The organism is Neorhizobium galegae (assembly GCF_017877135.1).
GTDB lineage: Bacteria > Pseudomonadota > Alphaproteobacteria > Rhizobiales > Rhizobiaceae > Neorhizobium > Neorhizobium galegae_A.
Genome location: NZ_JAGIPH010000009.1, coordinates 1 through 16,840 on the forward strand (window position 1 = coordinate 1; position 16,840 = coordinate 16,840).

General features: G+C 62.3%; 13 protein-coding genes. 9 read left to right on the forward strand and 4 right to left on the reverse strand.

Translation table 11 applies throughout. The features are described from left to right. The first annotated feature begins 546 nt into the window (after positions 1-546). From J2858_RS20580 to J2858_RS20600, 5 genes are all read left to right on the forward strand, one after another. On the forward strand, positions 547-1,491 hold the full coding sequence (locus J2858_RS20580; protein WP_210106741.1) for a phosphoribosylaminoimidazolesuccinocarboxamide synthase: 945 nt from the start codon (positions 547-549) through the stop codon (positions 1,489-1,491). Positions 1,492-1,523: 32 nt separating this feature from the next. Beyond that, on the forward strand, positions 1,524-2,126 hold the full coding sequence (locus J2858_RS20585) for a TetR/AcrR family transcriptional regulator (RefSeq protein WP_210106742.1): 603 nt from the start codon (positions 1,524-1,526) through the stop codon (positions 2,124-2,126). Between the two features lie 138 nt (positions 2,127-2,264). Further along, entirely contained in the window at positions 2,265-3,476 is a 1,212-nt protein-coding gene (locus J2858_RS20590; protein ID WP_210106743.1) for an efflux RND transporter periplasmic adaptor subunit, read from the forward strand. Positions 3,477-3,517: 41 nt separating this feature from the next. Next, positions 3,518-6,619, forward strand: coding sequence for an efflux RND transporter permease subunit (locus tag J2858_RS20595; RefSeq protein WP_210106744.1), 3,102 nt, complete (start codon positions 3,518-3,520; stop codon positions 6,617-6,619). Between the two features lie 119 nt (positions 6,620-6,738). Then, positions 6,739-8,172 carry an efflux transporter outer membrane subunit gene (locus J2858_RS20600; protein ID WP_210106745.1) on the forward strand — a complete coding sequence of 478 codons (1,434 nt, stop codon included), beginning with the start codon at positions 6,739-6,741 and terminating at the stop codon, positions 8,170-8,172. Between the two features lie 125 nt (positions 8,173-8,297). On the opposite strand, the gene efp is transcribed toward J2858_RS20600, so the two are convergent. Then, the gene (efp, locus tag J2858_RS20605; RefSeq protein WP_210106746.1) at positions 8,298-8,873 is read right to left on the reverse strand and encodes an elongation factor P; all 576 of its coding nucleotides are present in this window, start codon (positions 8,871-8,873) and stop codon (positions 8,298-8,300) included. 179 nt (positions 8,874-9,052) lie between these two features. Between efp and epmA the strand changes: the two genes are divergently transcribed. Both epmA and J2858_RS20615 read left to right on the forward strand, forming a co-directional pair. Continuing rightward, the gene (epmA, locus tag J2858_RS20610; protein ID WP_210106747.1) at positions 9,053-10,120 is read left to right on the forward strand and encodes an EF-P lysine aminoacylase EpmA; all 1,068 of its coding nucleotides are present in this window, start codon (positions 9,053-9,055) and stop codon (positions 10,118-10,120) included. After that, positions 10,117-11,169, forward strand: a complete 1,053-nt coding sequence (locus J2858_RS20615; RefSeq protein WP_210106748.1) for a lysine-2,3-aminomutase-like protein — start codon at positions 10,117-10,119, stop codon at positions 11,167-11,169. Before epmA ends, J2858_RS20615 begins: the two co-directional genes overlap by 4 nt. 23 nt (positions 11,170-11,192) lie before the next feature. Here J2858_RS20615 and J2858_RS20620 read toward each other — a convergent pair whose 3' ends face one another. Continuing rightward, positions 11,193-12,050 (reverse strand): D-alanyl-D-alanine carboxypeptidase family protein, encoded by an 858-nt coding sequence (locus tag J2858_RS20620; protein WP_210106749.1) that lies wholly within the window; start codon positions 12,048-12,050, stop codon positions 11,193-11,195. A gap of 301 nt (positions 12,051-12,351) precedes the next feature. Here J2858_RS20620 and J2858_RS20625 point away from each other — a divergent pair, with 301 nt between their 5' ends. Together J2858_RS20625 and J2858_RS20630 are read left to right on the forward strand one after the other, a co-directional pair. Continuing rightward, a complete protein-coding gene (locus J2858_RS20625; RefSeq protein WP_210106750.1) occupies positions 12,352-14,907 on the forward strand; it encodes a hypothetical protein in 2,556 nt (851 codons plus the stop codon). A gap of 358 nt (positions 14,908-15,265) precedes the next feature. Next, on the forward strand, positions 15,266-15,475 hold the full coding sequence (locus tag J2858_RS20630) for a hypothetical protein (RefSeq protein ID WP_210106751.1): 210 nt from the start codon (positions 15,266-15,268) through the stop codon (positions 15,473-15,475). A gap of 131 nt (positions 15,476-15,606) precedes the next feature. Here the strand turns inward: J2858_RS20630 and J2858_RS20635 are convergent, their stop codons facing one another. Further along, on the reverse strand, positions 15,607-15,843 hold the full coding sequence (locus tag J2858_RS20635; protein WP_210106752.1) for an Lrp/AsnC ligand binding domain-containing protein: 237 nt from the start codon (positions 15,841-15,843) through the stop codon (positions 15,607-15,609). Positions 15,844-15,892: 49 nt separating this feature from the next. Next, entirely contained in the window at positions 15,893-16,822 is a 930-nt protein-coding gene (locus tag J2858_RS20640; RefSeq protein WP_210106753.1) for a LysR family transcriptional regulator, read from the reverse strand. Positions 16,823-16,840 lie beyond the last annotated feature (18 nt).

The following is a 16,840-nucleotide window of genomic DNA, read 5'->3' on the forward strand; positions in this document are numbered from 1 at the left end:
CCAATTCAATGATTTCTCGAGACATTTCTCAAGAACGAAGTCAGTCGTCGCTAGCAGCGCCGCCGCCCTCGTCAGTGAGTGGGCTTATAGATCCACCACCCCCAAAACGTCAACACTCAAAAATCATAAATCTCACAAAATCTCGCAAGACATTGATTTTATAGGGGAAATTTCGGCGCAAAAGCGACATAACCCCGGGGGAGGTAAACATGTGGCCTCCACGACCGCCGGAGCAACAGGCCACAAGGGCACGAAAGCGACAATGAAAGGGAAACCCTGGCAAGTCGGTTTAAATCCGGACAGCCTGGTTCGCGGACAGGTGTCTGCTGCCCCACGGGACTGCGCCTCGCTTGTTCTACGTCTATATGAAGTGCCTGCACTGCACAGAAGCCGGAAGAGAGATGAATCGCAGCACCTCCGACCCGCGACTTGTCGCGGCACGGCCTGACATGCGATAGAAAGGCCTTCCCGACAGACGCCCTATGCAGTGTTGACGTCTGCCACTATGCCCGCCGCGTTGCGGCCTCTTTTAAGAAAGATCCGTCCGTGCATGTTCTTGCCGAAGCCTTCATTGCCGAACTTCCCAATTATTACCGCGGCAAGGTTCGCGACAATTACGATCTGCCGGACGGGCGCCGGATCATCATCTCGAGCGATCGGCTGAGCGCCTTTGACCGCAATCTCGCCGTCATCCCCGACAAGGGACAGGTGCTGACGCAGACGGCGCGCTACTGGTTCGAGAAGACCGCCGACATCTGCCCCAACCATGTGCTGGCCTATCCCGACCCCAATGTAGTGATCGGCAAGCGGCTCGACATCCTGCCTGTCGAGATTGTCGTGCGCGGTTATCTCGCCGGCACGACCGGGACCTCGCTGCTCACGCTCTATAAGAAGGGTGAGCGCCATATCTATGGCCTTTCCCTGCCCGATGGCCTGCGCGACAATCAGGTTCTGCCGCAGGCGGTGATCACGCCGACCAGCAAGGCCTTCGACGGCGGCCATGACGAACCACTCTCGGAGAAGGAAATCGTCGAGGCAGGGCTTCTGACGGCCGAGCAGTGGCAGACGGTGAGCACCTATGCGCTCGCGCTTTTTGCCCGCGGTCAAGCGCTTGCCGCCGAGCGCGGCCTGATCCTCGTCGATACGAAATACGAGTTCGGCGTCGATAAGACCGGCACGATCATCCTTGCCGACGAGATCCACACGCCCGACAGCAGCCGCTACTGGATTGCCGCGACTTATCAGGACCGTTTCGAAAAAGGCGAGCGACCGGAGAGTTTCGACAAGGATTTCGTGCGGGCCTGGGTTGCTGAACGCTGTGACCCCTATCACGATGACATTCCGGAGATTCCGCAGGAGCTCGTTGAGGCGACTGCCGATGTCTATCGCAAGGCCTATCACAGCATTACCGGGGAGACGATCACGCCGGTCAGCATGGAGACAGACGTGCTTGCGCGTGTCCGGGCAAACCTTGCCCCCTACTTCGTGTAGGCCGGGACCCGATGCAGGAGCGGGAGGACAAGGTGCGCAGACCCAGGCGACGGGCAGAAGAGACACGGGCGGAAATTCTCGACACCGCCGAAACCCTGTTTCGCAAGCAGGGCGTTTCCGGCTGCTCGATCGCCCATATTGCTCAGGCGCTTTCCATGTCCCCCGCCAATGTGTTCAAGCACTTTCATTCCAAGGTGGCGCTCGCCGATGCGATCTGCGAACGCCAGATCTCTGCCATGTCGCAGAAGGTGGAAGCGCTGCATCTCGAAGGGCCGGCGCCCGAGCGGCTGAAAACGCTCGCCTTTGGCCTGATGGACCTGCACACCCAAGCCGTGGCCGATAACCAGTTCATGCTCGAGATGATCTTCTATCTGTCGGAGACGGAAATCGAGAGCAGCAAGCACTACGAGAAGATGGTCGAAACCCTGTTTGCCGACCTGATCCGGCACGGCGTCGAGGCCGGCATCTACCATAGCCGTGATCCGCAGGTGAGCGGGCGGGCGGCGGCGGCGGCCTTTGCAAGCGTTTTACACCCGGTTTTCCTGACGCGTCACTCACGCGCGCAGACGGCCGAGCGGTGCAGCCAGATTGTCGATCTCGTCAATGCCGCACTGCAAAATCCCCTTGCTAAGTGACGGTATCTGAATTACGTCACTTAGCAAATGTCGCGAGTGCCCTGCCCGGAATGCATTGTTTCGCTTGCCGGATATAAAGGTGCACTTCACTATTCCCTGCCGTGCACCGCTCCGTGCACCCTCATTCTGGATGTGACCATGACCACACGTCGCCTCATCGTTCCCCTTCTCCTGACTGTCGCCCTTGCCGGATGCAGCGATCAGGGCAAGTCCGGGCAGGCAGCAGGCGGGGCTGGCGCAGCCGGTCAGCAGCGCCCGCCGTCAAAGGTCAGCGTCGTCACCATGACCAAAGGCGAGCGTCCGGTGACACGGGTTCTGCCGGGTCGCGCCGTGGCCTATCAGACCGCCGATATCCGTCCGCGCGCCAATGGCATGATCGAGCAAATCACCTTCAAGGAAGGCAGCGAGGTCAAGGCCGGCGACCTTCTCTACAAGATCGACGACGATACCTATGTCGCCCTCCTGGAAGAGGCGAAGGCAAGCCTCGCCAAGGCCGAGGCAAGCGTTCCGAGCGCCCAGGCCAACCTCACGCGCTACGAGCGCCTGGTGAACAGCGGCGCCACCCAGATCGAATATGAAAACGCCCGCGTTACCCTGCTGCAGGCGCAGGCGGACGTGGCTCAGGCCAAGGCCTCCCTGCAATCGGCCCAGATCAATGTCGGCTATACGGAAATCAGGGCGCCCTTCGATGGGGTTACGACGATCTCCACCGTCAGCGTCGGCAATATCGTGACGGCCAATCAGACGACGTCGCTGACGACGCTTCGCCGGCTGGACCCGATCTATGTCGACCTTAACGATTCCAGCGCCAACCTCCTGGAGCTGCGCTCGGCGATCGCCGCCGGCCGCCTGAAGGGCAACCCGACCCAGGCCGATATCAAGCTGACGCTGGAAGACGGCACCAATTACGACAAGACCGGCAAGCTCGACATGGCGGAACTTGCCGTCAGCGAAACGACAGGCACCTACCAGATCCGCGCCGTCTTCGACAATCCGGACAATCTCATCCTGCCGGGCACCTATATGCGCGCCACCGTCACCGTCGGCTATGAAGACGGCTATCTCATCCCGCAGCGCGCAGCGACACGCAATGCCACCGGCCTCCTGTCGGCGAAATTCGCGACCGCCGACAACAAGGTGGAAACCCGCACCTTCGAGCAGAGCCAGGTATCGGGCAACAACTGGCTGGTGACCACCAATATCAAGGACGGCGACAAGCTGATCGTCGATGGCTTCCAGTCCATTGCAGACGGTGCAACGGTCGTGCCCGTCGATGCCAAGGTCGATGACAAGGGCTTCGTCGTCGAATCCGCTGCGGCCCCGGCCGCAACCCCTGCTGCAAAACCATGACCGGTTTCTGGCACGGACAATCAGGCGTTAAGGGGTAACCAATGGCCAAGTTTTTCATCCGACGCCCGGTCTTTGCATGGGTCATCGCAATCGTCATCATGCTTGGCGGCGGGCTTGCAATCTCGACACTGTCGATTGCGCAATATCCGGAAATTGCCCCGACGACCGTTCGCATTTCCGCCACCTATACAGGGGCCAGCGCCGAAACCGTCGAAAAATCGGTGACCACCATCATCGAGGACGGCATGACCGGGCTCGATGACCTCACCTACATGACGTCGTCCTCGAGCACCGGCTCGGCCACGGTGACGCTCACCTTCGGCAACACGATCGATCCCGATATCGCGCAGGTGCAGGTGCAGAACAAGCTGCAGCTCGTGCAGTCGCAGCTGCCGGACGTGGTTCAAACCAATGGATTGTCGGTGGAGCGCACCACATCCAGCATCCTTCTGGTCGGCGCGCTTGTCTCGACCGATGGCAAACGCCAGCCCGTCGAACTCGGCGACATCTTCTCCACCCAGATCGAGGACCAGATCAAGCGCCTGGAAGGCGTCGGCAGCGTGCAGGTGTTCGGCACCGGCTATGCCATGCGCATCTGGCTCGATCCCTTCAAGCTCAACAAGTTCCAGCTGACGCCGACCGATGTGACGTCCGCCATTCGCGCCCAGAACACTCAGGTTTCCGTCGGTTCGATCGGCGCCCAGCCGGTGGGGGAAGGCCAGCAGTTGAATGTGACGGTCACCGCGCAGAGCCAGCTGCAGACCGTGGCCGACTTCCGCGCCGTCATCTTGAAGACGGAAACGGGCGGCGCCACCGTGCGCCTGTCGGACGTGGCCCGCATCGAGATCGGCCAGGAAAGCTATTCGACCAGCACCCGCTCGAACCGCAACCCGGCAACCGGCTTTGCAGTCAACCTTGCCACCGGCGCCAATGCGCTCGACACAGCCGCCCGCGTGAAGAGCGCGCTTGCAACGGTCGGTCCCTCCCTGCCGGAAAACGTCATCATCACCTATCCCTATGACACCTCGCCCTTCGTGCAGCTGTCGATCGAGAAGGTGGTGCATACGCTGATCGAGGCGATCATCCTCGTCTTCGTCGTGCTCCTGGTCTTCCTGCAGAATCTGAGGGCAACCTTCATTCCGATGATCGCGGTGCCGGTCGTGCTTCTGGGGACCTTCGGCATCCTGGCGGTGACCGGCTATTCGATCAATACGCTCACCATGTTCGCCATGGTTCTGGCGATCGGGCTTCTCGTCGACGATGCCATTGTCGTCGTGGAAAACGTCGAGCGCATCATGACGGAGGAAGGCCTGTCGCCGCTCGAGGCGACGGAAAAATCCATGGGCGAGATCACCGGCGCCATCGTCGGCATCGCGCTTGTGCTGACGGCCGTCTTCATTCCCATGGCGTTTTTCGGCGGGTCGACCGGCATCATCTACCGCCAGTTCTCTGTCACCATCGTTTCCGCCATGCTGTTGTCGGCAGTAGTGGCCATCGTGCTCACACCGGCGCTCTGCGCCACCATGCTGAAGCCTGCCCATCACGGCGAAAGACGGGGCCTTGCCGGCTGGTTCAACCGCAATTTCGACCGCACCACCGGTGGCTATGTGAAGACCATCGGCTATTTCCTGAAGCGCCCGCTGCGGGTGATGCTGATGTTTGCCATCATCATCGGCGGCTGCGCCTGGTTCTTCCTGCGTCTGCCGACCTCCTTCCTGCCCCAGGAAGACCAGGGCGTACTGTTCACCATCGTGCAGCTGCCGAACGGCGCCACGACCGCACGCACGGAAGAAGTGGTCAAGAAGATCGAGGACTATTATCTCGACAAGGAACCGGACGCTATCCAGGACGTGTTTTCCGTCAACGGCTTCTCGTTCACCGGTTCCGGGCAGAATTATGCGATGGTGTTTGCCAAGCTGAAGGATTTCGACAAGCGCACCGATCCGAAGCTTGCCGCCTCGGCGGTTGTCGGGCGTGCCATGGGCTATTTCTTCACCCTTCGCGATGCCAGGGTCTTCCCGCTGCAACCGCCGGCCATTCCCGGTCTTGGCAATTCCAGCGGCTTTTCGATGTATCTCGTCGACAGCGGTAAAACCGGGATCGATGCATTGACCTCGGCCTCTCAGACACTTCTTCAGGCAGGCAACAGCAATCCGTCCGTCACGGCGCTCAGATCCAACAGCCCGCCGGCGGAAAACCAGCTGAAGTTCCTGCTCGACCAGGAGAAGATGGGAGCGATGGGTCTCGACATCGCCACCGTCAATTCCATGCTGTCGACCATCTTTGCCGGCAGCGACGTCAACGACTTCACGCTGAACAACGAATTGAAGAAGGTCTATGTGCAGGGCGATGCGCCCTATCGCATGCAGTCTGACGCCATCAACAGCTGGTATGCCCGCAACGGCAACGGCGAGATGGTGCCCTTCTCGTCCTTCATCAAGCCGCAATGGGTGAGTGGGGCGCCGACGCTCAGCCGCTTCAACGGGATCAGCGCCATTTCCATGGAAGGTGCCGCTGGCCCGGGCGTCAGTTCCGGTACGGCCATGGACGCAATGGAGAACCTCACCGCCGGTCTTGGCGGCGGCTATACCGTGGCCTGGCAGGGCATTTCCTATCAGGAACGCCTGTCGGGCTCACAGGCGCCGATGCTCTATGCCTTGTCGCTTCTCGTCGTCTTCCTCTGCCTTGCAGCGCTGTATGAGAGCTGGTCGATCCCCTTCTCGGTCATCATGGCCGTACCGATCGGCGTTCTGGGGGCTGTGGCGGCTGCAACGCTGCTCGGCCAATCGAACGACGTCTATTTCAAAGTGGGCCTGCTGACGACCATCGGTCTTGCCGCCAAGAATGCCATCCTGATCGTCGAGTTTGCCAAGGATCGCCAGATGGCGGGAATCGGGCTGATGGAGGCGACGTTGGAGGCGGCGAAACTGCGTCTGCGTCCCATCATCATGACCTCGCTTGCCTTTATCCTGGGGGTCGTGCCGCTTGCCATTGCAACCGGAGCAGGGTCTGCCGCGCAGAACTCCATCGGCATTGGCGTACTGGGGGGTATGCTTTCTGCAACACTCCTGGGAATTTTCTTCGTTCCTTCATTTTTCGTGGTGGTCAGAAAGCTTTCACGCGGTAAAAAAACGCCGAATTAACCTTTTGTGCCGCGAGGCATTAACCATTCCGAATCGCGGGTACCGCCTCCGACCGTCGCGGCCGGGGGCATTACAATAAGAGTTCGATGAGTGAAATCATCGCCAACCAGGGTGTACTCATGACTTCCATTCGCGCAGCAGCCCCCCTCGTCATGCTTCTGCTTTCAAGCTGCGTGCTCGGGCCGGACCACAAGGCACCGGAAATTACCCTTCCGGCGAAATTTGCCGAAGGTGGCGTGGCAAGCAACGGCGATCTTTCCCAGCAGGCCTGGTGGACTGCCTTCCGCGACCGTCGCCTCGATGGCTTCATGAAGCAGGGGCTCGAACAGAACCTGTCGATCCAGGAAGCTCTGGAGCGAATCAACCAGGCCGAGGCCAATGTGGTGGTTGCCGGCGCCGGCGCCCTGCCGAGCCTGACCTTGTCCTCGCAGGCTTCGCGCAGCGGGGCCGAAGGTTTCCGCAATACGCCCAATACGTCCCCGACCACCGCCGCCTCGGGCACGCTCGACGTCTCCTGGCTGCTGGACCTGTTCGGTCGCTACAAGCGCAACAAGGAAAGCGCACTGGCCTCGCTCGACGTCGCCTATGCCAATGTCGACACGGCGCGCCTGTCGCTTCTGTCGTCCGTTGCCTCGGCCTATATCGATGTGCGCTACTATCAGGAGCGTATCGCGCTGGCGCAGCAGAACCTCAAGTCGCGCCGCGAGACGCTTGACCTGACCAAGCTGCAGCTGGAAGCCGGTGCGGCTTCGCGCCTCGACGTCGTGCAGGCCGAGGGTCTTGTCAATTCGACCCTAGCCGACATTCCGGGCTTCGAAACCAGCTTCCGCCAGGCGTCGCACCGGGTTGCCACGCTTCTGGCGCTTCCGGCTTCGTCGCTGGTGTCAGACCTGCAGAAGGGCGGCGGCCAGCCGGTCGCACGCGTCAACCCGAAGTCCGGCATTCCGGCCGACCTCATCCGCAACCGCCCGGATATCCGGGCGGCAGAACGGACGCTGGCTGCATCGGTTGCCTCCATCGGGGTTGCCGAAGCCGAGCTTTATCCGAGCATCAGCCTCGGCGGCTCGATCTCGCCCGGCTATACGCGCGTGGGTGGCTCGGAATCCGGTCGCCTGAGCTGGTCCTTCGGCCCCGCGCTGAACCTGCCGATCTTCGACGGTGGCCAGCTGCGCGCCAATCTGAGCTCTGCCGAATCGCAGGCTCGCGGAGCCTATCTCTCCTGGAAGAGCACGGTTCTGAGCGCCGTCGAGGAAGTGGAAAACGCGCTCGCCGCCATCACGCGCGACGGCCGTACCGTCGCGGCCCTTCGCGATACCGTGCGCTCCTACGAAGAAGCCCTGTCGCTGTCGACCGCAAGCTACCGCGACGGCGCCTCTTCGCTTCTGGACGTTCTGGATGCGCAGCGCCAGGTATCGAGCGCGCAGGCAAACCTCGCCGCAGCCATCCAGCAGCAGGCCCAGGATTACGTGACGCTGAGCGTTGCCATCGGCGGCGGCTATGCCTGGGGTCGCGGCCCGACGGTTCTGGCGGCAGCCAACACGCCGAAGCGTTAATCATCCAGACAACTGGCACAGCAAAAACCCCGCAGCTTCGAAGGCTGCGGGGTTTTTCATGTAAGGATCTCTTGGGCGAAGCCGGGAGAGGATAGGCGACCGCGGGGGACGCGATCGCCGTCCGTTCAGGCGCCGCTCTTGGCGCGCTCGACGTAGGAATTGTCTTCCGTCGCGATCACGACGCGGGTGCCGGCATCGATATGCGGCGGCACCATGGTGCGCACGCCGTTCGACAGCATGGCCGGCTTGTAGGAGGACGATGCCGTCTGGCCCTTGACGACCGGCTCGGTCTCGACGATTTCCAGCGTCACGTGGCGCGGCAGCTGCAGGGCCAGCGCAATGCCTTCGTGCATGGACAGGATGCAGGTCATGCCTTCCTGGAGGTAGGCCTTCTGGTCGCCCATGGTTTCGGCATCCACGACCACCTGGTCATAGTTGTCGGGGTTCATGAAGTGGAAGCCTTCGCCATCCTCGTAGAGGAACTGGTGGTTGACGTCTTCGACGAAGGCCCGCTCCACCTGTTCCGTCGTGCGCCAGCGTTCCGACACCTTCACGCCGTCGACGATGCGGCGCATGTTGACCTGGGTGACGGGCGTGCCTTTGCCAGGATGGAAGTTTTCGGCGGTGAGCACGACATAGAGCTTGCCGTCGACATCGAGGACATTGCCCTTGCGGACGGAGGAGGCGATTACCTTGACCATTGGATTTCCTTGTGACTGCCTTGGCTTGTCAGTTCGCAGAATGCGTCGTAGAGGTCCAGCCTTCCGCCGGCCTTTGGCACGCTTGATCTGTTTTCCCGGGCGCAACTACCTTAAATTGGCGGAAATAGAAAGCCTTCGCATGGAATGGCCCGGAATAAAGCCCAGTTATGGAGCCTGACTTGCCCCACGCCTCTCCTCCTCTGCGCGCCGCCTGGTGGCGACCGGACATCCATGCCGATCGCCGCCCGCTGCTGATCGGCCGCAACCGTATCCAGGCGCGGTTTCGCCGGTTCTTCGAAGAGGCCGATTTCATTGAGGTCGATACGGCAGCCCTGCAGGTTTCTCCGGGGAATGAAGCGCATCTGCATGCCTTTTCGACCGAGGCGCTGACCACGGACGGCCGCGCAAGCCTCCTTCATCTGCACACATCGCCGGAATTTGCCTTGAAGAAGCTTCTGGCTGCCGGCGAAAGCCGGATCGCCTGCTTTGCCCATGTCTATCGCAACCGGGAGCGCGGGCCGCTGCACCACCCGGAATTCACCATGCTGGAATGGTATCGCGCCGGCGAAGGCTATGAGCGACTGATGGAAGACAGCGCGAAGCTCATTGCGCTTGCCGCCGAAACTGCCGGCACACGCTCCTTCCAGTTCCGCGGCCGCCAGATGGATCCATTTGCCGAACCCGAACGCCTCAGCGTGGCGGAGGCCTTCGAGCGCTTTGCCGGGATCGATCTTCTCGCCTCCGTGTCGCGCAACGGGGAGACGGACCGGGAGCAACTGCGGGCCGGACTTCTCAGCGCCGGCATTCGCACCGCCAACGACGACACCTGGACGGACCTCTTCAGCCGCGTTCTCGTGGAAAAGATCGAGCCAAACCTGGGCGACGGTCGCGCCACGATCCTCGACCGCTATCCGATTTCGGAGGCAGCTCTTGCCCGGCCGGCTCCGGACGATCCTCGCGTCGCCGAACGCTTCGAACTCTATGCCTGCGGTGTGGAGCTTGCCAATGCCTTTGGCGAGCTGACGGACGCGGTCGAGCAGAGACTGCGGTTCGAAGCGGAAATGGTCGAAAAACAGCGCGTCTATGGCGAGACCTATCCACTCGACGAGGAGTTTCTCTCCGCTCTTGCCATCATGCCGGAAGCGAGCGGCATCGCGCTCGGCTTCGACCGGCTGGTGATGCTGGCAACAGGGGCCACGCATATCGAGCAGGTGATGTGGGCGCCGGTCGCAGAGACCGCCGGATGACCACACGGCGCACGCTCAAGACACCGGCGGATCTGGCCGGAGCCGGGCTGCTTGACGCAGCCGGCGTTGAGGCCGCATCGAAGGTGGCCAGCCGCTATGCCGTGGCCGTCACGCCCGCCATGGCGCGCCTCATCGATCCCGCCGATCCCGCCGATCCCATTGCCCGCCAGTTCCTGCCCGACAGTCGCGAGCTCGACGTGACCCTAGAGGAGCGCGCGGATCCCATCGGCGACAGCGCCCATTCGCCGGTCAAAGGCATCGTCCATCGCTATCCCGACCGGGTGCTCCTGAAGGCGGTGCATGTCTGTCCGGTCTATTGCCGCTTCTGCTTCCGCCGCGAAATGGTTGGCCCCGGCGGCGATGGCACGCTGTCGGCCCCGGAACTCACCGGCGCGCTCGACTATATTCGCGCGCACCCCGAGATCTGGGAGGTGATCCTCACCGGCGGCGATCCGCTGGTTCTGTCGCCGCGCCGGCTGTCGGAGATTCTCGGGGGCCTGAGGGATATCGAGCACGTCAAGATCGTGCGTTTTCATAGCCGCGTGCCGGTGGTCGATCCGGAGGCGATCGATTCCGCACTCATCGGCGCACTCAAGGACAGCGGCAAGGTGACCTATGTGGCGCTTCACGCCAATCATCCCCGCGAGATGACGCACAGCGCCCGCGCCGCCTGCGCCCGCCTGATCGATGCCGGCATTGCCATGGTCAGCCAGACGGTGCTCTTGAAGGGCGTCAACGACGACCCGGCGGTTCTGGCCGACTTGATGCGGGCCTTTGTGGAGACGCGGGTCAAGCCCTATTACCTGCACCATCCGGATCTTGCACCGGGCACCAGCCATTTTCGCCTGGATATTGCCGAAGGCCAACGCATCGTCGCCGCCCTGCGTGGCCATGTCTCCGGCCTTTGCCAGCCAACCTATGTGCTCGATATCCCCGGTGGCTTCGGCAAGGCGGATATCGGCCGGACGGCCGTTCGGCCGCTCGGCGACGGCTGCTACTCGGTCAGCGATTATCGCGGCGGCGAGTACGTCTATCCGCCGAAGGCCTGAGGCTCCTTGCGCCGGCCTTTGCGTCAGTAAAGGCCGATGGCGGCACCGACCGTTGCGCCGGCACCTGGCGTCGAGGGGGCGGGATTGGCGAGATATTGCCGGAAAAGCTGCACCATCTGCTGGTCGCGCGCCTCCGCGGTCGCTCCTCCCATCACCACGCCGATGAACCGCTGGCGCCCTTTCTGCACCGACGTGACGACATTGTAACCGGAGGCGCTGGTATAACCGGTCTTGATGCCATCAACGCCCGGATAAAGGTCGAGCATGAAGTTGTGCCCCTTGAGCGGTTTCCCGCGAAACGTCGCCTCGCGTGTGCTGAACAGCGCGAATTCCCGCGGAAAATGATGCATCAGCGCCATGCCAAGAATGGCCATGTCACGCGCCGTGGTCAGTTGGCCATCGGCCGTCAGGCCGGTGGCATTGCGAAACGTGGTATTGGTCATGCGCAGCGCCCGCGCCTTCTTTGTCATCAACTGCGCAAAAGCATCCTCGCTGCCGCCCAGTCGCTCGGCCATGGCAATGGCGGCGTCATTGGCAGAGAGAACGATCATGCCGGTTACGGCATCGCGCACGCTCACCGTGCCGCCCGGGGCAACATCGAGCTTGTAGGGAACGGTGGAGGCGGCGTGGCGCGACATCGGGATCTGCTCGTCCCAGCGAAGGCTGCCCCGGGCAATCGCCTCGAAGGTGAGATAGAGCGTCATCATCTTGGTGAGCGAGGCGGGCCGGTTCAGAGCCTCAGCATTGTCCGAAGCAATCACGGCGCCTGTGGAGGCGTCGATCAGAATGCGCGCCTGCCCGGCCCATGCCTGAGCGCCGGCCGACAGGAGAAAAACGACAAGCCATGCCGCACGTTTCAGCAAGCCAATCCTGTGCTGCATGATATCTTCCTTCTGCCCGTCCTCGTGCGGCAACGCCTGTCATGTGCGGCAAGCCGGCGCCGCTACACATAGGGCGGCAGGCGGCTGGCGTCTTCCACTCATCGCACCGGATCGATCAAATTCGGGAGAGCCCGGCGCCCTCACCGGTCGCCTGCATGGGCCATGCCAGCGGCAATGATGACCAGATTGGCACAGCCGCACGCCGATGCAGCCGCTAAATGCCCAATATTGTTGCGAAACCTATGGACGGAACCGGTCAGCGCGCTACTCTTCTCCCCTCAATCGTCGTGGGGAGACGCGGATGGGTACTGTTCAGCCAGACCAGGCACAAGACGTCAGAGAGCAGACCATCTTTCCCGACCCGGACGACGTTCTGGCGCGCTCCTTTGGCCTTTCCGGCGACCTCCGACAGATCCCGTCCAATCCTCATGCCTATACCTTTTCCTCTGATGACCTTTCCTACCGGCTGGATTTCACCGATGACGCCGAGCAACAGGCGCGCTTTCAAGGACAGGCGGACCTGATTTCGGGCCTCATGGAAGGCGAGGAGACCATTCAAGGCCCGCTGCCGATCCGTGACATCTATGACGAGTTTGTCGTGAAGCTTGCGGCGGACGAAGACGAACCGTATTCCTGGGCGCGGCTTCTGCGTCTGCCCGACGGGGTAGCCCTTGCAGGCGACAAGGCACCCTCGGCCCATGAAGCACGAGCCCTTGGCCAGTTTTCCGCCCGGCTCATCCGTGCGCTGGATGGTGAAAGCCGCAAGGGCGAGGGCCGGACGACGCCGGTACTCACCTCGATCCACGATCTTCGCCAGGCCGGTCCGAGCGTGGTGAAGCTGTTGCGCGCCGTTGGGGATTCGTCCGTGCGGGACCCCGTGGCAAAGACGATGGTGGCGGCACTGCGCCAGATCCAGCCGCTCGGCCCCGCGCTTCGGGTCAAGATCGTTCATCACCAGCCGGTGCGTGCCGATGTGCTTGGCGAAAGGCTGGACGGTGCGTGGCATCCGGTTTCCTTCATCAGCGCAGACGCCCTCGGCGAAGGCTGGATTGCCGCATCGCTTGCCGCGCTCTGCGCCGACCTCCTTGTGTCGGGCGATGCCGATATTCTGGATTTCCTGCCCGCCGTCAGCGGCTTTCACGACGAACTGCCGCTTCTCGAGGAAGAGTTGAAGGCCCTCTGGCCGCTGACATTGATCCGCATCGGTCTTTTGCGGGCAATGGCCGAACATCAGGCAGTGGTTGCCGCAAGTGACGAGACGCTGGGCGCCCGCCAGGCGGCCCGGGAGCTGTTTTCCCGTGCAACGGCCGTCCATGCCGCCTTCGTCGAGGCGGCGATCCTTGATGCGGTCGACTGGCCACGCGAGGGCGCCCCGGAATTCGGCCTGCTGCTGCCGGAGATCGAGGCGGACGCCATCCGTGTGGTCGACCTTTCGGTGACAAGTCCGCTGTTTGCAGAAGGAAACTGGCAGGATCCGGACATCGACTGGCGGCTTCTTGCCCGCATCGCCTGGGACAGCCGCATGGGTGCCACCCGTTTTGGGGAATACAGGTTTTCGCGCGCCCAGCTGGCCGGTGGCGAAGAGGCGGACAATTATGCGCTGCATGTCGATCTTTGCCTGCCGGCAGGCGCTGTCGCGGTCGCGCCGATGGGCGGTATCGTCCATCTCGTCGACAATCGGCTGGTGCTCGTCGGAAAGGAGGCAAGCCTCTATCTGGAAGGGCTCGACAGCGTGCTTGTCGATGGAACCGCGCTTTTTGCCGGAGACCGGCTGGGTGTCGTTGCCGGCGGTGAAGGATCCGTCGGTGGCCTGCGCATCCGCATCTGTCGGGCCCCCGACCTCCTGCCGCCGCTGTTTGCGTCTGCCCGCTTTGCGCGCCTGTGGAGCCGGCTTGTGCTCTCGCCATCCCTGTTGCTCGGCCGTGACCTTGATGCGCCGCCGACCGGCCGACAGCCGCTGTCCCGCGGCTGGCAGGACTGCGTCTTTGATGGAAACGGCCGCTCCTTCGTGGATCTTTCCGGGGCCGCGGGGCTTCTCGGCCATGGCAATGCCGACATGGCAGAGGCGGCCTATCGCCAATGGATGACGCTGGCCGGCGTTCAGGGCACGCAGGCCGAGGCGGATTTCCGCGACGCCCTTCTGCGTCTTCTGCCCGATGATTATAACGTCGTGCTGACGGTGACCGATGAAGAATCGGCGATGCAACTGGCCGAGGCGCTTGCCGCGCAATTGCCACAAGATGGCGAAACGCTGGTCATTGCCGATGAACGCCGCCATGGCTTCGGCCGTCTGGGATCGGCGATCTGGCGGTTCGTCCGGGACGGTGAGGCGCCTGATCTTGTCGTGACCGGTTCACCGGTGCCCGGAGAGCCGCTGGCGGCCGTCATCGCAAAAGCCGTTCATGAAGATATCGCAGTGCCGGCGCCCGCTGTACCCCCCGGTGCGGTTGCCTGCCGGATCGGCTGCTGCGTTCTGAACGCTCTCACCGATGACGCCTCTATCGAGCGGGCTGACACCACCGCGCGCTATCTTGGCGAGCAGCTTCACAGGATCGGTGGCTGGATGCCCGAACTTCTGGCTGTGGAGGGCGAGGGCTTCGCATACGATCTTCTTCTGCCGGACGAGACGCTTTCCTCCTTCGATCTGGCACGACAACTGGCCGCGCACGGCATTCTCATGCCGCGCCCGCAAACGCCCGACCGGTTGCCATTTTCCGCGCCGCTCTGCCTGACGCATCAAAGCGTCGACCGGCTGACACAGGCGCTGGCGAGCGTTCTTGAAAAGCTGCGTCCCGAGGCGGGCACCCTTGATCAACCGGCACCGTCCTTGACCGACCTTGAGGATGAGCCTGTATGAGCAGCTATTGAAACGCGCGCAATCGGCGAACAGGATTTCGCAAATCCGCCTCACTCCTGTCATGAAACGGAAAAAAATTCTAGGTAGACAGGAATTCGATTGAAGTTGCCGATCGACTCACATATGGTCCCCATCCAAGGACGAGCCTTAATTCGCGCGTCCGGAAGAGCGCAACACCAACAGGGAGAGTGACATGTCGAAAACCGTCCGTAATGCCGCCCCTCTTTGGCGTTCGCATGATGTGAAACGCACGGGAATTTTCTCCGCCCCGTGCTGTCGAATGTGACGCTTCACCTTCCAAGGATCTGAACAGTCAATTCGTCGCGCTGTCTTGAACAGCCACACCAGGAGTATGACCATGCAAAAGCAGGTTATCGAATACGGCGGCGAGCCCGTCGGCATCGTCGTGCCGGACCAGGACCGCCTGAAGTTCATCGCCGTGAAGTTTCACGTGATCGATCTGGATGAGCAACGCTTTTCCTCGGCTGACGAGGTGCGTCTTGCCATTCGCAACCACGTGCTTGCCCAGAAAAGTGCCGCACCGGTTGTCCGTGCGGCCGTGGCGTGAGGCGCAGCAAGGCGCCGCCCGCGTGAAGGATTCCGGCCGAACGGACATCCAGGTTCAACCGACATGCCAGCCGCCCTGCCTCATCCGGCGCGGGCGGCTTTTTCTATTCAGGGATGAGACGACGGGGCTGATCAGAAGGCGGTGAAGGTCAGCGTCGTCAGCGAGCGCTCGATGCCGGGGATCTTGACGATCCTCTCATTGATGAAGCGGCCGATCTCCTCGCCTTCCGGCAGATAGATCTTCAAAAGCAGATCCCAGTCACCGCTCGTGGAATAGAGCTCGGAGACAAGTTCGGTCTTGTAGATGGCATCGGCCACCTCGTAGGTGGTCCCCGGCGCGCAGCGCAACTGGACAAAAATCGGCTTCATGACATGTCTCGCTCGTCGGATCGCTCTGGCGATCGGTATGGGTGCGCCACTATTGTCCGATGCTGCCGGAGCGCGCAAGGCGGTCCTTGCCGATCTCGGTCAGCAGCCACGTGCGAAACGCCATCAGGGGCGGGTAGCTTGCGCGATCCGGGGGATAGGCCAGATGATAGTCTCCCGTGCGCATATCCGTATCGGGAACGGCTTCGACCAGGCGGCCGAGCTCCAGTTCGCGCGCAATCAGCACCCGGGGCAGAAGTGCGACGCCAAGCCCGGCCGTCGCCGCCTCCGCCATGGTGATGAACTGGTCAAACAGCATGCCGTGCAACGCATCGAAGCTGACGCCCTGCTGGCCGAACCACATCTCCCAGGCGTCGGGGCGTGTATTGAGGTGGAGAAGAGGCGCCTTGAGCAGGTCCTCCGGAGCTTTCAGGCAATGACGGGCAAAAAGATCCGGGCTGCAGGCGGCAATCACCGTCTCATCCATCAGGGCAGTGAGAACGGCTCCGGGCCAGCGCGGCGCGCCGAAATGAATGGCTGCATCCAGCGTATCGAAGCGAAAGTCGAAGGGCTCCAGCCGAGTAATCAGGTTGACCACCATGCCTGGATACTCCTTGAGAAAGCGCGGCATGCGCGGCGTCAGCCAGCGCGTTCCGAAGAAGGGCAGGATGGCCAGGTTCAGCGTGCCGCCGGATGGATTGGCGCGCAGGTTGAGTGACGCGTTCGAAATGCGCCGCAGGGCCTCGCGCACTTCGCGCACATAGGTGTCGCCGGCAATCGTCAGGCGGATCGTCTGGCGCTCCCGCAGGAACAGCGCCACGCCAAGCTGCCTTTCGAGCGCGGAAATCTGCCGGCTGACGGCACTCTGGGTAAGCCCGAGTTCCTCGGCCGCCGCTGTGACGCTGCCGGTGCGGGCAGCAGCCTCGAAGGCGGAGAGCAGCGAGAAGGATGGCAGAAAGCGCCGGGGCGGCAGCATGGTCATTCCTCCGGAGAATGAACT

Coding starts and splice junctions, on each gene's coding strand:
- J2858_RS20590 (WP_210106743.1), top strand. CDS start 2,265: ATGACCACACGTCGCCTCATCGTTCCCCTTCTCCTGACTGTCGCCCTT.
- J2858_RS20595 (WP_210106744.1), top strand. CDS start 3,518: ATGGCCAAGTTTTTCATCCGACGCCCGGTCTTTGCATGGGTCATCGCA.
- J2858_RS20600 (WP_210106745.1), top strand. CDS start 6,739: ATGACTTCCATTCGCGCAGCAGCCCCCCTCGTCATGCTTCTGCTTTCA.
- efp (WP_210106746.1), bottom strand. CDS start 8,873: ATGGTCAAGGTAATCGCCTCCTCCGTCCGCAAGGGCAATGTCCTCGAT.
- J2858_RS20615 (WP_210106748.1), top strand. CDS start 10,117: ATGACCACACGGCGCACGCTCAAGACACCGGCGGATCTGGCCGGAGCC.
- J2858_RS20620 (WP_210106749.1), bottom strand. CDS start 12,050: ATGCAGCACAGGATTGGCTTGCTGAAACGTGCGGCATGGCTTGTCGTT.
- J2858_RS20625 (WP_210106750.1), top strand. CDS start 12,352: ATGGGTACTGTTCAGCCAGACCAGGCACAAGACGTCAGAGAGCAGACC.
- J2858_RS20630 (WP_210106751.1), top strand. CDS start 15,266: ATGCAAAAGCAGGTTATCGAATACGGCGGCGAGCCCGTCGGCATCGTC.
- J2858_RS20635 (WP_210106752.1), bottom strand. CDS start 15,843: ATGAAGCCGATTTTTGTCCAGTTGCGCTGCGCGCCGGGGACCACCTAC.
- J2858_RS20640 (WP_210106753.1), bottom strand. CDS start 16,822: ATGACCATGCTGCCGCCCCGGCGCTTTCTGCCATCCTTCTCGCTGCTC.